Genomic DNA, 20367 nt, shown 5'->3' on the forward strand with positions numbered 1-20367 from the left:
TCAGAGGACGAAGGCGAGCACCAGACCGAAGATGGCGAGCGCCTCAGCAAGGGCGAAGCCGAGGATGGCGATCGGCTGCAGCAGGTTGCGCGACTCGGGCTGACGGGCCACACCGTTGATGTACGCGGCGAAGATCAGCCCGACGGCGATGGCCGGACCGATGGCGGAGAGGCCGTAACCGATGAGGTTGAGGGAGCCGTCCATGTGAGATTCCTCTTTCGTGTTTCTTCTGATCCACCGCGAGTGCATCTCGCGGGGATGTCTGGTGTGTGTGCGGGTTATGAAGTTGTGGGTCGTGCGGTCCGCGGACCGTGGCTCAGTGCTTCGCGGCGACGGCGTCGGGAATGTGCTCCTCGGCGACGGCGCCGGCGATGTAGCTGGCTGCCAGGAGTGCGAAGACGAAGGCCTGCAGGAACTGGACCAGGATCTCGAAGAGGACCATGACGCCGGCCATCACGAAGGTCGGCAGGGAGAGCAGTCGCAGGAGCACGCCGTCACCGTGCAGCAGGAAGAAGAAGGCGCCCGTGACGAACAGGTAGATCACCATGTGTCCAGCGAACATGTTGCCGAAGAGTCGCAGGGCGAGCGTCAGCGGCCTCGTGACCAGGTAGGTCACCAGCTCGAGGAGGAAGACGAAGGGAACGATCCACGCGGGCAGGCCGGGCGGAATCATGTGCTTGAAGTAGCCGCCGAGTCCCATGCGCTGGATGCCCACCCAGTGGTAGACGACGTAGACGACGATCGTCAGGGCGATCGGGAAGGCGACCTTGCCGGTCACCGGGTTCATCGTCAGGAAGAAGGACCCGGCGAGGTTGAAGAAGAGCACCATCGTGAACAGCGTGAACAGCAGCGGCACGAACCGGCGGAACTCCTTGGTACCGATCATGTCGCGCGCGATGGAGTTGCGCGGGAAGTTGTAGAAGCCCTCGAAGAGCCACTGACCCTTACCCGGTACGACCGCCGCACGCTTGCTGAGCGCGATCATGACGAAGGACAGCACCGCGGTGATGATCGCGGCCCAGGCCATCTGGTTGGTGATGGTCAGGCCGCCCACCTCGAAGAGGGGTTGCCAGAAGATCTCCGGAGTGGGGGCCTGGTAGCTCTCCCCGCCTCCGGCAGCCGCCAGCGTTGGCGCGAGCGCAGTCAAGGTCACTGAATCTCCTCGTTGTGTGGCGCGGCAGCGCGCGTCGACCCATCAGGGTGCTCGGTCGTGGGTGCCTGGGACGTACCGTATCGGAGCCAAATGATGTAGAGCGACAGCGCCATACCGAGGATGATGCCGACGGCCACGAAGACGGTGCCCCCCATCCAGCGGTCCAACAGCCAGCCGGCTCCTCCGAAGAGAACCGGGCCGGTGATCAGGTGTGCGAGGACGGTCGACCCCATGGCATCGGCCGCGACGATCGGGTTCGGTCGGGTCGGGTCGACGGCGTACCGGGATGCAGTGGTCGACGGGTCAGCCTGCTTCTTGGTGATCAGACGCAGCCTGTCGGGGCGGCTGGCCGGGGCGCTCATGCGCGGCCCGCCTGCGGGTAGATCACGTGGCGCGAACGGACGTAGCCGGTCACCTGTCCTGCCTGCAGCAGGACGGTGGCAACGACCGCGGAGAAGGCGGTGATCTCGCCGTCGAGCCAGCTGGCGCCGTGCAGCGCCAACAGGGCGCCGACGAGGAGGATGAGCTGGCCCAGGTAGACAACACCGGCACCGGCCATCGAGACCGCGGGGTCCCCATCAACGATGACCGTGATGGCCAGCAGGCCGACGAGGATGACGACGAAGGCGAGCAGGGCTCCGGCCAGCGCACTCAGGGCGCCATCCGACCCCTTCGCCAAGGCCCCCACCACCGTGAGGGCGAGGGTCCCGAACAGGCCGCAGGCGAGGACGCCACGGCGCATGCCCTGCACGGGAGTGCGGCGGGGTGGCGTCGTCATCGGCTCACTTCGGGACGGGAGCAGGGGTGCTCTGCGGGGGACGCACCAAGGGTACTGGAAGGTGCTTGTGAAAGTTTACACAAGCGCCGCGGAGCGGCCCAATCGACGCGTCAGAAATCGAGTCGCCGGCCGGCGCGGTCGAATTTCTTGGGCCGGTGACCCGGCCGGGAGAAGCGCGGCAGCCACGCCGTCAGGGCCGTCGCGACCAGGACCATCACCACTCCCCCGGCGGCTGCGACGCCGGGCGGCAGGAAGACGAAGCTGACCGCACCCATCGCCACGACGGCCGCCCACAGCCACAGCAGGAGCACCGCACGCCGGTGGCCGTGGCCGATCTGCAGCATCCGGTGGTGCAGGTGCTGGCTGTCCGGCTGCCACGGGCGCTGGCCGCGAGCGGTGCGCCGCACCACGGCCCAGGCGACGTCGAGCAACGGCAGCATGATGATCGAGACCGGGATGAGCAGCGGCAGGATCGTCGCGGTGGCCCGGTTGGTGCTGACGTCCGCAGGCGAGATGTGGCCGACGTTGAGGATCGTCGCCGCCGCGAAGAGCAGGCCCAGGGTCAGCGCCCCGGAGTCCCCCATGAACAGCTTCGCCGGGAAGATGTTGTGCGGCAGGAAGCCCATGCAGCTCCCGGCCAGCGCCGCGGCGACGAAGGTCGCGGAGGAGAAGACGTTGGGCGGACTGATGCCGGCGGTGATCACGTAGCTGTAGATGAAGAAGGAGCCGGCCGCGATCGCCACCAGCCCGGCGGCGAGCCCGTCGAGCCCGTCGATGAAGTTCACCGCATTGATGCACAGCACGACGACGAAGATCGTCAGGATCACCAGCAGTGGCGCCGGCAGCACCGTGACGACCCCGAGCGGCAGGGAGAAGAACTGCACCCCGGCGAAGGCGATGATCGTCGCCGCGACGAGCTGCCCGCCGAGCTTGGTCAGCGCGTCCAGCTCGTACACGTCGTCGATCGCCCCGACCAGGCAGACGACGCCCGCTCCGGCGAGGACGCCGACGAGCTCCGCGGACTCGAAGACCTGGCTGAGGAAGGGCATCCGCCACGCGACGAGCGTCGCCGCGGCATAGCCGAGGAACATCGCCACGCCCCCAAGCCGCGGGACCGGCGCGACGTTGACGTCACGCTCGCGCACCTCGGTGAAGGCACCCACGCGCACAGCGAACGTGCGCATCAGCGGGACGAGGACGTAGGTCGTCGACAGCGCGATGAGGAAGACGAAGGCGTACTCCCTCACCTGCTGCCTCCGCCTGCGCTGTGGACCCGGCGGATCAGCGCGGGTACGCCGGGAACTGCGTCACGAGGTCGGTGACGGTGCCGCGCACCTGACGGGAGACCTCGTGCTCGGGGTCGGCGTCCCCCTTCGTCACGGCAGTGTGGATCAGCTCGGCGATGGTGACCATCTCGTCGGTGCCCATCCCCTGCGTCGTCACGCACGGCGTGCCGACGCGCACACCGGAGGCGATCGAGGGCTTCTGCGGGTCGTTGGGGATCGCGTTCTTGTTCAGCGTGATGCCGGCGGCGTCGCAGCGGGCCTCGGCGTCCTTGCCGCTCACCTCCACGCCCTGCAGGTCCAGCAGTGCCAGGTGGGTGTCGGTGCCGCCGGTCGTCGGGCGGATGCCGCGCTGGCCGAGCTCGTCGGCGAGCACCTTGGCGTTCGCGATGACGTTCGTCGCGTACGTCGCGTACTCGGGGGTGGCGCACTCCTTGAAGTTGACCGCCTTCGCCGCGATGGTGTGCATCTGCGGGCCGCCCTGCATCATCGGGAAGATCGCCTTGTCCAGCGCCTTGGCGTGCTCCTCCTTGCACACCAGCGCGCCGGAGCGGGGCCCGCGCAGCACCTTGTGGGTGGTGAAGGTGACCACGTCGGCGTAGGGCACCGGGCTCGGGATGGCCTGGCCGGCGACGAGACCGATGAAGTGCGCCGCGTCGACCCACATGATCGCGCCGACCTCGTCGCAGATCGCGCGGATGCGCTCGAAGTCGATCAGGCGCGGGATCGCCGAGCCACCCGAGCAGATCACCTTGGGACGGTGCTCGAAGGCCAGGCGCTCCATCTCGTCGTAGTCGACGTCCTCGCTCTCGGGGTGGACGCCGTAGTGGACGGCGTCGAACCACTTGCCGGAGAAGGAGACCTTGGTGCCGTGGGTCAGGTGGCCACCGTGCGGCAGCGACATCGCCAGGATCTTCTCGCCCGGGGCGAGAAAGGCGCCGTAGACCGCCTGGTTGGCGCTGGCGCCGGAGTGGGCCTGGACGTTGGCGTGCTCGGCACCCAGCAGGCTCGTGCAGCGCTCGATCGCCAGCTCCTCGGCCTTGTCGACCTCGGAGCAGCCACCGTAGTACCGACGACCGGGGTAGCCCTCGGCGTACTTGTTGCTCAGCGTCGAGCCGAGGGAGGTCAGCACCTCCGGGGAGGAGATGTTCTCGCTGGCGATGAGCTGCAGACCGCCCCGGATCCGGTCCAGCTCGCTGGTGAGCACACCGGCGATCTCGGGGTCGAAGGCGCGCAGCGCGCCGAAGTCGGATCCGTAGAAGGTGTCATCGGTCATCGCTGGCCTCCGTGTGGCTGGGCGTGTCGGTGGTGGTCCCAGTCGCGGGCTGGGCCCGTTCGACCGGATCTGCTTGCTGGGGATTGTTCCACTCTTCGGCCGGGGCCGCGTCGGTGGTCTCGCCAGCCTCCGTGTCGGCCTCGCCCTCCTGCTCCTCGGGAGCGAAGGGGGCGTCCGGCGCCGTGTCGAAGTCGGCCCCGAGGACCTCCTCGAGCCGGGCGCGGTCGATCGCGCCCTCGCGCAGCACCCGCGGGTGGTCACCGGTGCAGTCGAGGATCGTCGACGGCGCGAGGGTGGCACGAGGACCCCCGTCGACGTAGACGGCGACGCTCGGCCCGAGCTGGACGGCGGCGTCGGTGACACTCGTCGCGGCCGACTCGCCGGTGCGGTTGGCGCTGGTCACGGCCAGTGGGCCGGTCTCGCGCAGGACGGCCAGGGCGACCTCGTCGTCCGGCATGCGCAGGGCGACGGTGCCGGCGGTCTCGCCGAGGTCCCAGTGGAGGGAGGGCTGGGCCCACAGCACGAGCGTCAGCGGGCCGGGCCACAGTGACTCGACGAGCCGGCGGGCCGCGTCCGGCACGTCGCGGGCGAGACCGTCGATGGTGCGGGCGTCGGGCACGAGGACGGGCGGGGGCATGTCCCGGCCCCTCCCCTTCGCCTCGAGGACGTCGTTGACGGCTGCCGGGTCGAACGCGTCGGCGCCGATCCCGTACACGGTGTCGGTGGGGATGACCACGACCTCGCCACGGCGGACGGCATCGACGCAGGCCTCGATGCTCCCTTCGCGGTCGGTGGTGGCATCGACGACGGGGCTCATGGCCACCACCTTATGACCCGCTGCGGATCGCCCCGGACATTGCCCGGCGCAATACACGCATGTACTGGCCGACCCGTGGGTAGGTTGGGGCGCAATCGGCAACCGTGCCGTGACTGAAGGAGGAACACATGCGTGGTTCGAGCTTGATCTGGACGATCGTCGGAGTGCTGCTGATCATCGCGCTGTTGATGTTCATCCTCTGAGTCACTGCCCGGTGGTCGCCGACCACCGCGAATCCTCCGCGAACCCCGCTGCGCACGCAGCGGGGTTCGTGCGTGGTGGGCCCCCGTCGCCGGGAAGTGTCACCCTGCCCGGCGAGCCACCGTGGCGCGGGGCCGACCGGACAGGTCGGGGTGGTCGACCACGTCGACCCAGGCGCCGGTGGCCCGCAGAGCCCGCGGGAGCGACTCTCCCTGGGAGTCGGCGTGCTCCATCACCAGCAGCCCGCCGGGGCGCAACAGGGTCGCGGCGGTGGCGGCGACGGCGAGCGGGATCGCCAGGCCGTCCTCGCTCCCCCCGTAGAGGGCCACCGACGGGTCGTGCTCGGCGACCTCCGGCTCGAGCGGCACCATCCCCACCGGGATGTAGGGCGGGTTGCTCACGACGACGTCGACGCGGCCGACGAGCCCGACCAGCCCCGGCACGTCCGCGGCCGGGGTGCCGGCGTCGGCGGCGACGAGCTCGACGGGCAGAGCGGTGACCTCGATGTTGCGCGCGGCCCAGGCCAGGGCGAGGTCGTCGACCTCGACGGCCGTCACTCGCACGCCCGGCACCTCGTCGGCGACCGCGAGCGCGAGCGCTCCCGAGCCGGTGCACAGGTCCACGACGGTCGGCGTGTCGGTCCCGTGCGATCCGGCCATCGCGATCAGCTCGGTGACGGCGAGCTCGGCGACGGCCTCGGTCTCCGGGCGGGGCACGAAGACCCCCGGCCCGACCTGCAGCTCCAGACGGCGGAAGGGGGCGGTGCCGGTGAGGTGCTGCAGGGGCACCCGGGCGGCGCGCTCGGCCACGAGCGCACGCAGCCGACGGAGCTGGTCCGGCTCGACGTCACCACCGAGCAGCATGCGGCGCTCGATCTCGGAGCGGTCGGCCCCGATCGCGTGGGCGGCCAACAGCATCGCGTCCGCCCGCGGGGAGGGGACATCGGCGTGCGTGAGGGCGGCGATCGCGTGATCCACCTCCGCCCGCAGGGAGGTCACCCCTCGTCCCCGGCGAGCGCAGCCAGTCGGGCGGCCTCGTCGGCCTCGACCGCGGAGTCGACGACCGCGTCGAGGTCGCCGTCCAGAACGGTGTCGAGGTGGTGGGCCTTGTAGCCGGTGCGGTGGTCGTTGATCCGGTTCTCGGGGAAGTTGTAGGTGCGGATGCGCTCCGAGCGGTCGACGGTGCGCACCTGCGAGGCACGGGCCTCGGCGGCCTCGGCGGCGGCCTCGTCCATCGCCATCTGGTGCAGGCGGGCACGCAGCACGCGCAGGGCCGACTCCTTGTTCTGCAGCTGGGACTTCTCGTTCTGGCAGGAGACGACGGTCCCGGTCGGCAGGTGGGTGATCCGCACGGCGGAGTCGGTGGTGTTGACCGACTGCCCGCCGGGCCCGGAGGAGCGGTAGACGTCGATCTTCAGGTCGTTCGGACCGATGTGGACCTCGGCTGTTTCTCCGATGTCGGGCATGACCCACACGCCCGCGGCCGAGGTGTGGATGCGGCCCTGGCTCTCGGTGACGGGTACGCGCTGGACGCGGTGGACGCCCCCCTCGTACTTCAGACGGGCCCACGGGGCCTCGCCGGGCGCGGGCGTGCCCTTGGCGGAGACCGCCACGCGCACGTCCTTGTAACCGCCGAGGTCGGACTCGGTCGAGTCGAGGATCTGGGTGCTCCAGCCGCGCTTCTCCGCGTGCCGCAGGTACATGCGCAGCAGGTCACCGGCGAAGAGAGCCGACTCCGCTCCCCCTTCGCCCGCCTTGATCTCCAGGATCACGTCGTTGTCGTCGTCGGGGTCACGTGGGATCAGCAGGCGACGCAGCCGGCCTTCGGCCTCGTCCGCGGCCTCCTGCAACGCCGGGACCTCCTCGGCGAAGGAGGGGTCCTCCCCCGCGAGCTCACGGGCGGCCTCGAGGTCGCCGAGGGCCTCCTCGTGGGCGTGCTTGGCGGTGACGATCGGGGTCAGGTGCGCATAGCGCTGGTTGACCTCACGCAAACGGTCCGGGTCACCGATGACGGCCGGGTCGGCCAGGGCGGCCTCCAGCTCGGCGTGCTCGGTGAGCAGGGCCTCGACGGAATCGAGCACGAGTGGGCCTCCGGTGTGCGGTGGACGGGTGGAAACACAGATGCGCCGGCCAGCCCGAGCGGGCTGACCGGCGCATCGTGGAAGCTACTTGGCCTCGGTCTTCTGGCCGTAACGCTTCTGGAAGCGGGCCACGCGACCACCGGTGTCCATGATCTTCTGCTTGCCGGTGTAGAACGGGTGGCAGTTGCTGCACACCTCGGCACGGATCTCGTGGTCGGCCTTGGTGCTGCGGGTGGTGAAGGTGTTGCCGCAGGTGCACGTGACGGTGGTCGCCTCGTACGCGGGGTGGATGTCCTTCTGCACGTGGTGCTCCTCAAGTTCTTCGGTGTATCCGGGTCGACGCTGGGCCCCTCGTTGGGACCGTCCAGCTGCGGCCTTGGTGCCGCTCGTCGTGAACCGGACCGACGTTGCATTGTGCCAGATCCCTGACACACCCCACAAAACATCGTCCGGGCGTGACACATTCCCGCCAGGACGGTCTCGGGGGCATCCGGGGGCGGAGCCCCTGGACGTGGGGCATCCGGGGGCGGAGCCCCTGGAGGTGCGGCAGGATGGGGACATGGCTCGCACCTCCCGCATCCCCCGACGTCCCGGACGGGACCGGCGAAGGGAGCCGGTCCCGGGCCCCGTCGAGGGCTCCGTCATCCGCCCCGCCGTCCAGGACGACGTCGCGACGATCATCGCCCTGCGCGCGCTGATGTTCGAGGCCATGGGCGTCTCCTCCGACGAGGTCCTCGAGACCACGTGGCAGCAGGACGCGTCCCGCTGGATCCAGCTGCACCTGTCCGACCCGCGCCTGCGCATCATGGTGGCCGAAGCCAACGGAACCGTCGTCTCGTGCGCGATGGGCCAGGTCGTCGACCTCATGCCCTCCCCCTCCGGCTCGCACGACGGTGGCCGGATCTCCAACGTCGCGACCTTCCCCCGACACCGTCGCCTCGGGTTCACCCGGACGACCGTCGAGGCACTGCTCGACTGGTTCCGCGAGGAGACCGAGGTGGGCGTGGTCTCGATCAACGCCACCCAGGAGGGTCGCGCGATGTACGAGAAGTTCGGGTTCGCCGACGTCACCTTCCCCGAGATGCGTCTGCACCTGGACCGGCCCGCGGACGGGGAGGACTGACTCCACCCCTTCGCCGCCCAGAGGCCGGGACGACACGTGGCCGCCACCCCGGAGGGTGACGGCCACGCGAGCGAAGGGGGTGGGTGGCCCTACGCCGACTCGTCCTCGTCGCCGAGCTTGCCGGAGCTGGTCTGCGCGACCTGGGTGAGGAACTCGTAGTTCGTCTTGGTCTTGCGCAGCCGGTCCAGGAGCAGCTCGACGCCCTGCTGGGTGTCGAGGGCCGCGAGGACGCGACGCAGCTTCCACATGATCTTCAACTCCTCCGGCGCGAGGAGGATCTCCTCGCGACGGGTGCTGGAGGCGTTGACGTCGATGGCCGGGAAGATGCGGCGGTTGGCCAAGCCACGGTCGAGCTTGACCTCCATGTTGCCGGTGCCCTTGAACTCCTCGAAGATCACCTCGTCCATGCGCGAGCCGGTCTCGACGAGCGCGGTGGCGAGGATCGTCAGGGAGCCGCCGTTCTCGATGTTGCGCGCCGCGCCGAAGAACTTCTTCGGCGGGTACAGCGCAGCGGAGTCGACACCTCCGGAGAGGATGCGCCCACTCGCCGGGGCGGAGAGGTTGTAGGCACGACCGAGCTTGGTGATCGAGTCGAGGAGCACGACGACGTCGTGGCCCATCTCGACGAGACGCTTGGCACGCTCGATGGCCAGCTCGGCGACCGTGGTGTGGTCGTCGGCCGGACGGTCGAAGGTCGAGGAGATGACCTCGCCCTTGACCGCGCGCTGCATGTCGGTGACCTCCTCGGGACGCTCGTCGACGAGGACGACCATCAGGTGGCACTCGGGGTTGTTCGTCGTGATGGAGTTGGCCAAGGCCTGCATGACCATCGTCTTGCCGGCCTTGGCCGGGGCGACGATGAGGCCACGCTGGCCCTTGCCGATGGGGGCGACGAGATCGATCATCCGGGTGGTCAGGATGCCCGGCTCGGTCTCCAGGCGCAGACGCTCCTGCGGGTATAGCGGCGTCAGCTTGCCGAAGTCGACCCGGCGCCTCGCGTCGTCCGTGGCGAGGCCGTTGACCGTCTCGAGCGTAACCAAGGGGTTGTACTTACCGCGGTTGCCCTTGGTGCCGACGGTCGGCAGGTTCGCCTCGTCACCGTCACGCGGAGCCTTGACCTGACCAGTGACCGCGTCACCCTTGCGCAGGCCGTTGCGCTTGACCATGCCCATCGGGACGTAGACGTCGTCCGGGCCCGGCAGGTAGCCGGAGGTGCGCACGAAGCCGTAGTTGTCCAGGACGTCGAGGATGCCCGCGACCGGGACGAGCACGTCGTCCTCGTGGACCTGCAGGTCCACCTCGTCGAACTGCTGGCCGCCGCCACGACGCTTGTTTCGGTTGCGGTTGCGGTTGCGACGGCGGCCGCCACGGTCGTCGTCGCTCTGGTTGCGGTTGCCGCCCTGGTTGTTGTTGCGGTTGCCCTGGTTGCGGCCGCCCTCGTGCTGGCCACCGCCCTGGTCGTTGCCTCGCTGACGGTTGCCGCCGTCGTTGCGGTTGCCACCGTCGTTCTGGTCGGTGCCGCGGTTGCGGTTGCCGCCGTCACGGTTGCCACCGTCATCGCGGTTGCCGTCGTTGCCACGGTTGCGACCACCGTCGTTGCGGTTGCCGTCATTGTTGCGGCCACCATCACGGTTGCCGTCATTGTTGCGGCCACCGTCACGGTTGCCGCCGTCGCTCTGGTCGTTGCCGCCCTGGTCGCCACGGCCACGGTTGCGGCCGCCACGGTCCTGGTCACGGTCGGAGCGCGAGTCCTGGCCGGAGCCGGAGGTGTCCTTCGCGGACTGGTCGCCGGTAGAGGACTCCTTCTGCTGCTCGTTGCCGGAGCGCTCGGGGGCCTGCTGTGGGGCGGCCTCGGCCGGTGCCTTCTCCGCGGGGGCCGCGTCGGTCTTCTTCTCCGGAGTGCGGGCCGGCGCTGTGGACGGCGCGGACGAGCCGGACTGCTGCTCACGGATGGCGGCGATGAGGTCGCTCTTGCGCATCTTGGCGGTGCCGGAGATGCCCATGCTCGACGCAAGCTGCTGCAGCTGGGCGAGGCGCATCGCGCTCAGTGCCCCGGAACGACGCGGCTTCTCGGTCTCCGGTGCGGTGTTCTCGCCGGTGGTGGTTTCGGTCACGAAGGACCCTTTCCCTCGTCGTGCCCGCTGAGTGGCAGGCCTGATGAATCCCGTCAAGAGCGGGATATCTGATGAGAACCCCTCGACCGTGCGTCACAACCCATGGGGCTCAGACGCTCACGTAGGGGAAATGCTCCTGACCGCACATGCCCTCGACTGGGTCGCCGATGCATCGGGTTCGGTGAAGCAGTTCCAATGTATCACTGCTACCCGCCGGACCCCCGCACCCGGGCCCGCCCCCCTTCGCACGGATGCGGTCGAGGTCCAGCCGTGCGCCCATCCGCTCGGCTTCACCTCCACCCGATGTAGGGAGGCGAGCGAGTCAGCTGACGAGGTGGACGCCGCGGTCGGGGACACCGGGGGTGAGCACCTGCCAGCTCGTGTCGCCGGACGCGGCGATGGCGGTGACCTCGTCGACGCGCTCGCTCGTCGTCAGTGCGAGCACGGACGGGCCGGCGCCGGAGATCGTCGCGGCGAGGCCCCCGGCGCGCAGGGCGTCGACGAGCGCCATGCTCGCGGCGTAGCTCGGGCGGCGTGACTCCTGGTGGAGCAGGTCGGTCGTGCCGGCGATGAGCAGGCTCGGGTCGCTCGTCAGGGCGTGGACGAGCAGCCCCACGCGCGCGGAGTTGGCGGCGGCGGTCACGAGCGGCACGACGTCGGGCAGCACCGAGCGGGCGGTGTGCGTGCTCAGCTGCGTGTGCGGCACGAGCACGACGGGGATGATCCGTGGGTGGAGACGAAGGGGGACGGTCCGGGTCGTCGGCAGCGGCTGACCGGCGTCGGTGGTCGAGAGCGTCGCACCGCCGAAGACACTGGCCGAGGCGTTGTCGGGGTGCCCCTCGAGCGCACAGGCGATCGTGTTGATGGTGTCCAGATCGAGCTCCCCGTCGCCGCCGGCACCGAGCGAGGCGAGCGACTGTGCCGCAGCGACACCCATGACGATCGCCGTCGCTGAGGAGCCGAGTCCACGACCGTGCGGGACGGCGTTGCGGGAGCTGAGGTGCACTCCCGCGGGCACCTCGACCCCGAGGTGCTCGAAGGCCGTGACCATCGTGCGGTGGACGAGGTGGCTCGCGTCGCGGGGCACCGTGTCGGCGCCGGAGCCCGTGACCTCGATGACCGGGTCGGGACCGTCGGTGACGGTGATGCTCGCCTCGTCCCACACGCCGAGCGCCAGCCCCAGGCAGTCGAAGCCGGGCCCGAGGTTGGCACTGGAGGCGGGCACCCGCAGGGTGACGCTCGTGCCGACGGGGATGACCACGTCTCAGCCCTGCAGACCGAGCTCGCTGGCGACCGCGTAGGCCTCGGCGGCGACCCGGACCGGGGTGACGTCCGACCCGTCGGCGTTCTTCAGCGCCCACTGCGGGTCCTTCAGCCCGTGGCCGGTGACGGTGCAGACGATCCTCGCGCCCTCGGGCACGAGCCCGGCCGCATGCGCCTTGAGCAGGCCGGCCACCGAGGCGGCCGAGGCCGGCTCGACGAAGATCCCCTCGCGAGCGGACAGGATGCGGTGCGCGTCGAGGATCTCCTCGTCGGTCACCGAGGTGATCGAGCCACCGGAGTCGTCGCGGGCCTGCTCGGCCTGCGCCCACGAGGCGGGGTTGCCGATGCGGATCGCGGTCGCGATGGTGTCCGGCTCGTCGACCGGGTGGCCCAGGACCAGCGGGGCGGAGCCGGCGGCCTGGAAGCCCCACATCTGCGGGGTCTGCGTCGACACGGGATCCAACGTGCCCGAGACACCCTCGGTGGCGGTCGCGTACTCGCGGTAACCGCGCCAGTACGCGGTGATGTTGCCGGCGTTGCCGACCGGCAGGCAGTGGATGTCCGGGGCGTCACCGAGCGCGTCGACGATCTCGAAGGAGGCGGTCTTCTGCCCCTCGATGCGCGCCGGGTTGACCGAGTTGACCAACTCGACCGGGTAGCTCTCGGCGAGCTTGCGAGCGACCTCGAGGCAGTGGTCGAAGTTGCCGTCGACCTGCAGCAGGGTCGCGCCGTGCGCGATCGCCTGGGAGAGCTTGCCCATCGCGATCTTGCCCTCGGGCACCAGGACCGCACAGGTCATCCCCGCCTTGGTGGCGTAGGCCGCTGCCGAGGCCGAGGTGTTGCCGGTGGAGGCACAGATGACGGCCTTGGCTCCCTTCGCCGCCGCCATCGACATCGCGGCCGTCATGCCGCGGTCCTTGAAGGAGCCGGTGGGGTTGAGGCCCTCGTACTTCACGTGCACCTGCGCGCCGACCAGCTGCGAGAGGTACTCGGCCGGGATCAGCGGGGTGCCCCCTTCGCGCAGGGTGACCGCCGGCGCACCCGCCAGCATCGGCAACCGGTCGGCGTACTCGGTGATGACGCCGCGCCACTGGTGGGCCATGGTCAGCTTCCTTCCACACGCATGACGGAGGTGACCTCGTTGACCGCGTCGAGCTGGGCGAGCTCGTCGACCGTCGCAGAGAGCGCGGCATCGGTGGCCGCGTGGGTGACGATGATCAGCGTGGCCCGCGGGGCGCCGTCGTCGTCGGTGACGACCTGCTGGCGCACGGTCTCGATCGAGACGTCGTGCTCGGAGAACTTCGTGGCCACGGCCGCGAGCACGCCGGAGCGGTCCTCGACGTCGAGGCTGACGTGGTAGCGCGTGACCGCCTGCCCCATCGACAGCACGGGCAGGTTGGCGTAGCTGCTCGCCCCCGGACCGCGGCCCCCGGTGACCCGGGTGCGCGCGACGGCGACCAGGTCACCGAGGACGGCGCTGGCGGTCGGGTCTCCCCCGGCGCCCTGGCCGTAGAACATCAGGTCGCCGGCGCCCTCGGCCTCGACGAAGACGGCGTTGTAGGCCTCGCGCACCGACGCCAGCGGGTGGGTCAGCGGGATCATCGCCGGGTGCACGCGGGCGGAGATGCCGGTGCCGTCGGCCGTGGCGACCTTCTCGCAGATCGCGAGCAGCTTGACGGTGCACCCCATGTCCTGCGCGGCCTGGATGTCGCGGGCGCCCACGCCGGTGATGCCCTCGCGGTGCACGTCCTCGGTGGACACGCGCGAGTGGAAGGCGAGCGAGGAGAGGATGGCGGCCTTGGCCGCCGCGTCGAAGCCCTCGACGTCCGCGGTCGGGTCGGCCTCGGCGTAGCCGAGCGCCTGGGCGCGCTCGACGGTCTCGAAGAGCCCGGCACCCGTGGTGTCCATGGCGTCGAGGACGAAGTTGGTCGTGCCGTTGACGATGCCGATGACGCGGTTGATCGAGTCACCGGCCAGCGAGTCGCGGATCGGGCGCAGGATCGGGATCGCGCCGGCGACCGAGGCCTCGTAGTACAGGTCGACACCGTGCTCGGCGGCGGCCGTGTGCAGGCTCGCGCCGTCCTCGGCCAGGAGCGCCTTGTTGGCGGTGACGACCGAGGCGCCGTGCTCCATCGCGCGCAGGATCAGCCCGCGGGCGGGCTCGATGCCGCCGATGAGCTCGACGACGATGTCGGCGCGGGTGACCAACTCCTGGGCGTCGGTGGTGAACAGGCTCGGGTCGACGCCCAGGTCGGAGCGGTCTCGCCCGGCCCGCCGCACGGCGATGCCCACGATCTCCAGGCGGCGCCCGATGCGCTGCTCGAGGTCGTCGGCCTGCTCGAGCAGCATCCGGGTGACGGAGCCACCGACGGTGCCACCGCCGAGGAGGGCGACGCGAAGGGGGGCGGCGGGCGTGGTCATCGGACCTCCTGGGACGGGATGGGCGGGCTGTCGTCGACGTCGAGGGCGAGCAGGTCCTCGATCGTCTCGCGGCGGACGATGACTCTCGCGACACCGTCCCGGACCGCGATGACCGGGGGCCTCGGGGTGTGGTTGTACTGGTTGGACAACGAGCGGCAGTAGGCCCCGGTGCCGGGCACCGCGATCAGGTCCCCGGCGGTGATGTCCTCGGGCAGGTACTCGTCCATCACGACGATGTCACCGCTCTCGCAGTGGCGACCGACGACGCGCACCAGACGCTGCTCCGCCTGCGAGGTGCGCGAGGCGAGGGCGCAGGAGTAGTCCGCGCCGTAGAGGGCGGTACGCACGTTGTCGCTCATGCCGCCGTCGACGCTGACGTAGGTGCGGGTCAGGTCGGCGGTGACCTCGACGTCCTTGATGGTGCCGATCTCGTAGAGCGTGAAGGCGCTCGGACCGGCGATCGCGCGACCCGGCTCGATGGAGATCCGCGGCGTCGGCGCCTGCGGGTGCTCCTCCTGGAAGACCTTGAGCTCGCGCTCGACGAGGCTGCCCATCTGCTCGCCGAGCTGGCGCGGGGTCAGCGGGTCGTGCTCGGAGGTGTAGGCGATGCCGTACCCACCACCGAGATCCATCTCCGCCATGTGGATGCCGTGCTCGTCGGCGATCTCGGTGTGCAGCTCGATCAGGCGGCGGGCCGCGATCTCGAAGCCGGAGGTGTCGAAGATCTGGCTGCCGATGTGGCTGTGCAGACCGAGCAGGTGGAGGGATTCCCCCTTCGCCACGACCCGGTCGACCGCCTGGCGCGCGAAACCGTTGGCCAGGGAGAAGCCGAACTTCTGGTCCTCATGGGCGGTGGCGATGAACTCGTGGGTGTGCGCCTCGACGCCGACGGTCACGCGGACCATGACGCGGGCGACGACACCCAGGTCGGCAGCGATCTCGGCGACGCGGTCGATCTCGGCGAAGGAGTCGACGATGATCCGTCCGACGCCCCACTCGATCGCCTGACGCAGCTCGGCACGCGACTTGTTGTTGCCGTGCAGGGCGATGCGCTCGGGCGGGAAGGCGACCCGCTGCGCGACGGCCATCTCGCCGCCGGAGCAGGTGTCGAGATGCAGGCCCTCCTCCTTGATCCAGCGGGCGACGGCCGTGCAGAGGAAGGCCTTGCCGGCGTAGTAGACGTCGGCCCCGCCGAGCGAGGCGAAGCCTGCGGCGAAGTCGTCGCGGAAGTCACGGGCGCGGCTGCGGAAGTCGTCCTCGTCGAGCACGTATGCGGCAGTGCCGAACTCGCGCGCGATGTCGGTGACCGACACCCCGGCGACGGTCAGCGCGCCACTGGCGTCGCGGGAGGTGTTGCGCGCCCACAGCTGCGGCATGAGCTCGGACAGGTCCTCCGGCTCCGGGAGCCAGTTGGGCGTGATGCCGTAGCCGTCGGCGTGCAGGGTCCCGGCCTCGTGGGCCCTCATGTTCGTCGCCACGGCCGCCTCACATCCGCTCGGGCGCCGAGACGCCGAGCAGGTCGAGCCCGTTGGCCAGCACCTGGCGGGTGGCGTCGTTGAGCCACAGGCGCGTGCGGTGCGTGTCGGTGATCTCCTCGTCGCGACGTGGCCGGATGCGATTGGTGTCGTACCACTTGTGCAGGTGGCCGGCCAGCCCCTCGAGGTAGCGGGCGACGCGGTGCGGCTCGCGCAGCTGCGCGGCGAAGGCGACGACCCGCGGGAAGTCACCCAGGGCGGCCAGCAGGGCCGCCTCGGTCGGGTCGGACAGCAGGCTCGGGTCGAAGCCGGCGTCGCGGTCGATGCCGTCCTGGGCGGCCAAGCGCGCGACGTTGAAGGTGCGGGCGTGGGCGTACTGCACGTAGAAGACCGGGTTGTCGTTGGTCTGCTTGCGCAGCTCCTCACCGTCGAGGTTCAGCGGCGAGTCCGCGGGGTAGCGCGCCAGCGAGTAGCGCACGGCGTCGGTACCGATCCAGGAGATCAGGTCGCGCAGCTCGATGATGTTGCCGGCGCGCTTGGACAGCTTGGCACCGCCGAGGTTGACCAGCTGGCCGATGCGGATCTCGATGTTGTGCTCGGGGTCGTCGCCCGCGCAGGCGGCGATCGCCTTCAGCCGGCTGACGTAGCCGTGGTGGTCGGCACCCAGGAGGTAGATCTTCTCCGGGAAGCCGCGGTCCTTCTTGTCCAGGTAGTACGCGGCGTCGGCGGCGAAGTACGTCGGCACCCCGTCGGAGCGGACCATGACTCGGTCCTTGTCGTCGCCGAAGTCGGTGGTGCGCAGCCAGACCGCCCCGTCACGATCGTCGACGTGACCCTGCTCGCGCAGGCGGACGATCGCGGCCTCGACCGCGCCGCCCTCGTGCAGGGTCTTCTCGGAGAACCACACGTCGAACTCCACGCCGAAGTCGGTCAGTGTGCTGCGGATGTCGTCCAGCTGGGTCTCGTACCCGAGCCGGCGGGCGGTCGCCAGGGCCTCGTCGTGCGGCAGCTCGGGCAGGTCGGGACGCAGGCGAAGGGCGGTGGCCGCCAGGTCGTCGACGTACGCCCCGGGGTAGCCGCCCTCGGGGGTGGGCTCCCCCTTCGCGCTGGCCAGGACGGAGGCGCCGAAGGTGTCCATCTGCGCGCCCGCGTCGTTGATGTAGTACTCCGCCGTGACGTCGGCGCCGGAGGCGATCAGCAGGCGGCGCATGGAGTCACCCAGCGCGGCCCAGCGGGTGTGCCCGATGTGCAGGGGTCCGGTCGGGTTCGCGGAGATGAACTCGATGTTCATCGTGTGCCCGACCATCGCCTCGTTGCGGCCGTAGGCGGCACCGGCCTGCACGATCGAGCGCGCGAGCTCGCCCGCGGAGGCGGCGTCGAGGGTGATGTTGATGAACCCGGGGCCGGCGATGTCGACTGAGGCGATGCCGTCGGCCTCGCGCAGGCGGTCGGCGACGAGGGTGGCCACGTCGCGCGGCTTCATCCCCGCCGGCTTGGCGAGCTGGAGGGCGATGTTGCTCGTCCAGTCGCCGTGCTCCTTCTGCTTCGGTCGCTCCACCCGGATCTCGGCAGGGGCGTCGACGGTCAGATCACCGGCTTCGACGGTGGCGGAGAGGGCGGCGCGGATCGCTGCAGAGAGCTCTTCGGGGGTCACGGTCGCTCAGTCTAGGTCCGCACCCGCCGCCCCCGTATCGGCGGATCGATTCTCGGGACGGCAGGCGCTGGTGTTAATCTCGTCCGGCACATCACATTTGCCTCCGTAGCTCAGGGGATAGAGCACTGGTTTCCGGTACCAGGGGCCGCAGGTTCGAATCCTGCCGGGGGCGCCACATCCGTCACGGGTTTATCGGGTCACCCGATAAACCCCTGGTTCGCAAGAGTTTCATACTCCTGCGAACCCGGAGGAACTCCTGCAGAGCCCCCAGCGCCCATGACGAAGGGCCGCGGTCCGAGTGGATCGCGGCCCTTCGTCCTGCCGGGTCGTCGTGGTCGGCCACGAATCACAGAGCCCGGGGCACCCGGACCACGTCGCCCGCCCGGATCAGGTTGGGGTTGGCGATGCCGGGATTGGCGTGCACCAGCCGGTGGTACCGACTGCCGCTGCCGTAGTGCGTCTGGGCGATGCTCCACAGCGTCTCCCCCGAGCTGACGACGTGCTCGAGGTAGGTGTCGTACCCGGGGACGATCAACCCACCGAGGATGATCGGCACCACCTGGGTGTCGAGCTCGGACCCGTCCTTCGCCGAGACGTGGAAGACCTCGACGAAGGCGGTGTGCAGGGTGAATGCGGCGGCCGACACATCGACCGTGATCTGGAACTGGCCGTGCCCGCCGACTCCGTCACCCGCCATGAAGAAGCCCGTGACCTCGTCGTGCCCCTCGGTGACGCGGTAGTTGAAGTTCGCCTCGAAGGCCCCTCCGGCGGTGCCGGCGACCATCACGGTGTCGCCGACGATGTCATGCGGCTGCGGTTGCTGGATCTCGATGCTCATGGTTCCCCCCAAGGTGAACGAGTGTGTCCTTCTTCACGCTATCGCGATCGTCGACTCTGCGACAGTGGCGAAGGGGGCCGCCGGGGTCCACCCGCCCCGAAGGCCTGCCGGGACACGGCGCAGGGCCGCCCCCTGGTGGGACGGCCCTGCGCCGATGGGAGTCGGGAGTCAGAGATCCCGGTGCATCTCGGCGGTGCGCACGTCGTCCGGGTCGACGTCTCCGCGCGCCATCAGATTCGCGATGGCGGCGGCGAGTCCGCCCCAGATGATCAGCATCGCGACGATCATCATGATGATGGCCCCTGTGGTCATGCCTGCTCACCTCCGTCGGCCAGCGCGTGCTCGGCGTACAGGTCACCCGGGTCCTCCACCGACGTGACACCACGCCACGGCAGGAGGGAGAGGATGATGGCGATGATCGGCAGTGCCGCCGCCATGCCCCAGCCGAAGGTGTTGACGAGGCTGGCCGGGTAGTCCCCGTAGGGCGTCTCGATCTTGTCCTGGAACTCCTGGAACAGCATCACTGCCAGGGCCACCGGGATGACCACGGCCACGAGCGCCTTCCACCAGCCCAGCAGCTTGATCGAGCCGTGCACATTCATGTGGGCAGCCATCGTCGGCAGCTTGCGGAAGACCCACGACAGCGCCAGCATCACGATCAGCGAGGCTCCGACGATGCCGAAGGAGTTGACGAATGCATCCATCGTGTCCAGCACGTACAGCCCACCGGTGGTGGAGAAGACGCCGATGCTGACGACCGCCATCGGGATGCCCACGATGTAGGTGGCCGCCCGACGGGAGATACCGGCCTTGTCGCGGACCGCGCCGATGATGACCTCGACGATCGAGATGAGCGAGGTCAGGCCGGCGAGCACGAGGGAGCCGAAGAAGAGCACGCCGATCAACGCGCCTCCCGGGGCCTCGTTCATGATCGTCGGGAAGGCGACGAAGGCCAGACCGATCCCGCTGGCGACGACGTCACCGATCGCCTGGCCGCTCGACTGCGCGATGAACCCCAGCGTCGCGAAGACACCGATGCCGGCGAGCAGCTCGAACCCGGAGTTGGAGAAGGCCACGACCGCGCCGGAGCCGGTCATGTCGGTCCTCGGCTTCACGTAGCTGGCGTAGGTGATCATGATGCCGAAGCCGATGGAGAGGCTGAAGAAGATCTGCCCCACGGCCGAGATCCACACGCTGCTGTCCTTCAGTGCCCCCCAGTCCGGGGAGAAGAAGGCATTGAGTCCGCTGCCGGCCCCGTCCAGGGTGAGCGAGTAGATCACCAGCAGCGCGAAGGCGATCAGCAGCACCGGGATGAAGACCACCGCGGTACGTCCGATGCCCTGCTGGATGCCCATGCCCAGCACACCGATGGTGACGACCCACACGACGATCATCAGCAGCAGCACCTGTGGGACGTAGTCCATCGAGGGCCCGGCGTTCTCGGCCACCTGCAGGAAGTCACTGTTGAGGTACGTCGCCGGATCGTCCCCCCAACCGAGGTTGAAGGAGAGGAAGGTGTACTTGATCGCCCAGGCGATGATCGCGGCGTAGTAGACGCCGATCACCACGGCGACCAGGACCATCCACCAGCCGATCCACTCCGCTCCCTTCGAGAAGCGACGCAGCGACAGCGGCGCCGACCCGCGGTTGCGGTGCCCGATCGAGTACAGGAAGTACAGCAACGGGATGCCCGCGAGGACCAGCGCCACCAGGTACGGGACGAGGAAGGCACCCCCACCTCCCTCGTAGGCGACGTAGGGGAAACGCCAGATGTTTCCCAGACCGACGGCGGACCCGATGGCCGCGAAGATGAAGACCCTGCGGGACGAGAACCCGTCCTTGACGTGTTTGGGCCTCACAGCCCTTTCGGTCGCCACGTTTTCCTCCCTGA

General features: G+C 69.7%; 20 protein-coding genes and 1 tRNA gene. 2 read left to right on the forward strand and 19 right to left on the reverse strand.

The genetic code is table 11. The annotated features are described in order from the left end of the window. The 10 genes from BJY20_RS03670 to rpmE form a co-directional block, all read right to left on the reverse strand. Positions 1 to 204 (reverse strand): ATP synthase F0 subunit C, encoded by a 204-nt coding sequence (locus BJY20_RS03670; RefSeq protein ID WP_185990291.1) that lies wholly within the window; start codon positions 202 to 204, stop codon positions 1 to 3. A 112-nt stretch (positions 205 to 316) separates the two neighbouring features. Beyond that, positions 317 to 1153, reverse strand: a complete 837-nt coding sequence (gene atpB / locus BJY20_RS03675; RefSeq protein WP_343062764.1) for a F0F1 ATP synthase subunit A — start codon at positions 1151 to 1153, stop codon at positions 317 to 319. Continuing rightward, the gene (locus tag BJY20_RS03680) at positions 1150 to 1515 is read right to left on the reverse strand and encodes an AtpZ/AtpI family protein (protein ID WP_185990292.1); all 366 of its coding nucleotides are present in this window, start codon (positions 1513 to 1515) and stop codon (positions 1150 to 1152) included. The genes atpB and BJY20_RS03680 overlap by 4 nt, the downstream gene beginning before the upstream one ends. Next, entirely contained in the window at positions 1512 to 1931 is a 420-nt protein-coding gene (locus BJY20_RS03685; protein WP_185990293.1) for a hypothetical protein, read from the reverse strand. Before BJY20_RS03685 ends, BJY20_RS03680 begins: the two co-directional genes overlap by 4 nt. A 110-nt stretch (positions 1932 to 2041) precedes the next feature. Further along, a complete protein-coding gene (locus BJY20_RS03690; protein ID WP_185990294.1) occupies positions 2042 to 3178 on the reverse strand; it encodes an MraY family glycosyltransferase in 1137 nt (378 codons plus the stop codon). 34 nt (positions 3179 to 3212) lie between these two features. Next, on the reverse strand, positions 3213 to 4490 hold the full coding sequence (locus tag BJY20_RS03695) for a serine hydroxymethyltransferase (RefSeq protein ID WP_185990295.1): 1278 nt from the start codon (positions 4488 to 4490) through the stop codon (positions 3213 to 3215). Continuing rightward, on the reverse strand, positions 4480 to 5307 hold the full coding sequence (locus tag BJY20_RS03700; protein ID WP_185990296.1) for an L-threonylcarbamoyladenylate synthase: 828 nt from the start codon (positions 5305 to 5307) through the stop codon (positions 4480 to 4482). Before BJY20_RS03700 ends, BJY20_RS03695 begins: the two co-directional genes overlap by 11 nt. Before the next feature lie 302 nt (positions 5308 to 5609). Next, entirely contained in the window at positions 5610 to 6506 is an 897-nt protein-coding gene (gene prmC / locus BJY20_RS03705) for a peptide chain release factor N(5)-glutamine methyltransferase (RefSeq protein ID WP_185990297.1), read from the reverse strand. Then, a complete protein-coding gene (gene prfA, locus BJY20_RS03710; RefSeq protein ID WP_185990298.1) occupies positions 6503 to 7588 on the reverse strand; it encodes a peptide chain release factor 1 in 1086 nt (361 codons plus the stop codon). Before prfA ends, prmC begins: the two co-directional genes overlap by 4 nt. An 84-nt stretch (positions 7589 to 7672) precedes the next feature. Further along, positions 7673 to 7891: a 50S ribosomal protein L31 gene (gene rpmE / locus BJY20_RS03715; protein ID WP_185990299.1), complete on the reverse strand. Its 219-nt coding sequence runs from the start codon at positions 7889 to 7891 to the stop codon at positions 7673 to 7675. A gap of 256 nt (positions 7892 to 8147) precedes the next feature. Here rpmE and BJY20_RS03720 point away from each other — a divergent pair, with 256 nt between their 5' ends. Then, positions 8148 to 8711 carry a GNAT family N-acetyltransferase gene (locus tag BJY20_RS03720; protein WP_185990300.1) on the forward strand — a complete coding sequence of 188 codons (564 nt, stop codon included), beginning with the start codon at positions 8148 to 8150 and terminating at the stop codon, positions 8709 to 8711. 89 nt (positions 8712 to 8800) lie between these two features. On the opposite strand, the gene rho is transcribed toward BJY20_RS03720, so the two are convergent. From rho to argS, 6 genes are all read right to left on the reverse strand, one after another. Next, the gene (gene rho / locus BJY20_RS03725) at positions 8801 to 10750 is read right to left on the reverse strand and encodes a transcription termination factor Rho (RefSeq protein ID WP_221935452.1); all 1950 of its coding nucleotides are present in this window, start codon (positions 10748 to 10750) and stop codon (positions 8801 to 8803) included. Positions 10751 to 11147: 397 nt separating this feature from the next. Next, the gene (gene thrB, locus BJY20_RS03730) at positions 11148 to 12086 is read right to left on the reverse strand and encodes a homoserine kinase (protein ID WP_185990302.1); all 939 of its coding nucleotides are present in this window, start codon (positions 12084 to 12086) and stop codon (positions 11148 to 11150) included. Between the two features lie 3 nt (positions 12087 to 12089). Then, positions 12090 to 13190: a threonine synthase gene (thrC, locus tag BJY20_RS03735; protein WP_185990303.1), complete on the reverse strand. Its 1101-nt coding sequence runs from the start codon at positions 13188 to 13190 to the stop codon at positions 12090 to 12092. A 2-nt stretch (positions 13191 to 13192) separates the two neighbouring features. Further along, positions 13193 to 14509, reverse strand: a complete 1317-nt coding sequence (locus tag BJY20_RS03740; RefSeq protein ID WP_185990304.1) for a homoserine dehydrogenase — start codon at positions 14507 to 14509, stop codon at positions 13193 to 13195. After that, positions 14506 to 15975: a diaminopimelate decarboxylase gene (lysA, locus tag BJY20_RS03745; RefSeq protein WP_185992441.1), complete on the reverse strand. Its 1470-nt coding sequence runs from the start codon at positions 15973 to 15975 to the stop codon at positions 14506 to 14508. The genes BJY20_RS03740 and lysA overlap by 4 nt, the downstream gene beginning before the upstream one ends. A gap of 19 nt (positions 15976 to 15994) precedes the next feature. Beyond that, entirely contained in the window at positions 15995 to 17638 is a 1644-nt protein-coding gene (argS, locus tag BJY20_RS03750; RefSeq protein ID WP_185990305.1) for an arginine--tRNA ligase, read from the reverse strand. A gap of 99 nt (positions 17639 to 17737) precedes the next feature. Between argS and BJY20_RS03755 the strand changes: the two genes are divergently transcribed. Next, positions 17738 to 17813, forward strand: a tRNA-Arg gene (locus BJY20_RS03755). A 171-nt stretch (positions 17814 to 17984) separates the two neighbouring features. Here the strand turns inward: BJY20_RS03755 and BJY20_RS03760 are convergent. The 3 genes from BJY20_RS03760 to BJY20_RS03770 all read right to left on the reverse strand — a co-directional run bounded on the left by BJY20_RS03760 (position 17985) and on the right by BJY20_RS03770 (position 20335). Beyond that, complete coding sequence (locus BJY20_RS03760; RefSeq protein ID WP_185990306.1) at positions 17985 to 18476, reverse strand: Gmad2 immunoglobulin-like domain-containing protein; 492 nt, start codon at positions 18474 to 18476, stop codon at positions 17985 to 17987. A 168-nt stretch (positions 18477 to 18644) separates the two neighbouring features. Beyond that, positions 18645 to 18788, reverse strand: coding sequence for a methionine/alanine import family NSS transporter small subunit (locus tag BJY20_RS03765; protein ID WP_185990307.1), 144 nt, complete (start codon positions 18786 to 18788; stop codon positions 18645 to 18647). Then, on the reverse strand, positions 18785 to 20335 hold the full coding sequence (locus BJY20_RS03770; protein ID WP_343062766.1) for a sodium-dependent transporter: 1551 nt from the start codon (positions 20333 to 20335) through the stop codon (positions 18785 to 18787). The genes BJY20_RS03765 and BJY20_RS03770 overlap by 4 nt, the downstream gene beginning before the upstream one ends. Between the last annotated feature and the right edge of the window lie 32 nt (positions 20336 to 20367).

Origin of the sequence: Janibacter cremeus, from assembly GCF_013409205.1 — a bacterium.
In the GTDB taxonomy this organism is placed as follows: Bacteria; Actinomycetota; Actinomycetes; order Actinomycetales; family Dermatophilaceae; genus Janibacter; species Janibacter cremeus.

What these genes read in the sequence shown, in the direction of transcription:
- BJY20_RS03740 (WP_185990304.1), bottom strand. Translation starts at nt 14,509, where the DNA reads ATGACCACGCCCGCCGCCCCCCTTCGCGTCGCCCTCCTCGGCGGTGGC.
- BJY20_RS03700 (WP_185990296.1), bottom strand. Translation starts at nt 5,307, where the DNA reads ATGAGCCCCGTCGTCGATGCCACCACCGACCGCGAAGGGAGCATCGAG.
- lysA (WP_185992441.1), bottom strand. Translation starts at nt 15,975, where the DNA reads ATGAGGGCCCACGAGGCCGGGACCCTGCACGCCGACGGCTACGGCATC.
- BJY20_RS03695 (WP_185990295.1), bottom strand. Translation starts at nt 4,490, where the DNA reads ATGACCGATGACACCTTCTACGGATCCGACTTCGGCGCGCTGCGCGCC.
- BJY20_RS03720 (WP_185990300.1), top strand. Translation starts at nt 8,148, where the DNA reads ATGGCTCGCACCTCCCGCATCCCCCGACGTCCCGGACGGGACCGGCGA.
- BJY20_RS03760 (WP_185990306.1), bottom strand. Translation starts at nt 18,476, where the DNA reads ATGAGCATCGAGATCCAGCAACCGCAGCCGCATGACATCGTCGGCGAC.
- BJY20_RS03680 (WP_185990292.1), bottom strand. Translation starts at nt 1,515, where the DNA reads ATGAGCGCCCCGGCCAGCCGCCCCGACAGGCTGCGTCTGATCACCAAG.
- BJY20_RS03670 (WP_185990291.1), bottom strand. Translation starts at nt 204, where the DNA reads ATGGACGGCTCCCTCAACCTCATCGGTTACGGCCTCTCCGCCATCGGT.
- thrC (WP_185990303.1), bottom strand. Translation starts at nt 13,190, where the DNA reads ATGGCCCACCAGTGGCGCGGCGTCATCACCGAGTACGCCGACCGGTTG.
- rho (WP_221935452.1), bottom strand. Translation starts at nt 10,750, where the DNA reads ATGCGCCTCGCCCAGCTGCAGCAGCTTGCGTCGAGCATGGGCATCTCC.
- BJY20_RS03765 (WP_185990307.1), bottom strand. Translation starts at nt 18,788, where the DNA reads ATGACCACAGGGGCCATCATCATGATGATCGTCGCGATGCTGATCATC.
- BJY20_RS03685 (WP_185990293.1), bottom strand. Translation starts at nt 1,931, where the DNA reads ATGACGACGCCACCCCGCCGCACTCCCGTGCAGGGCATGCGCCGTGGC.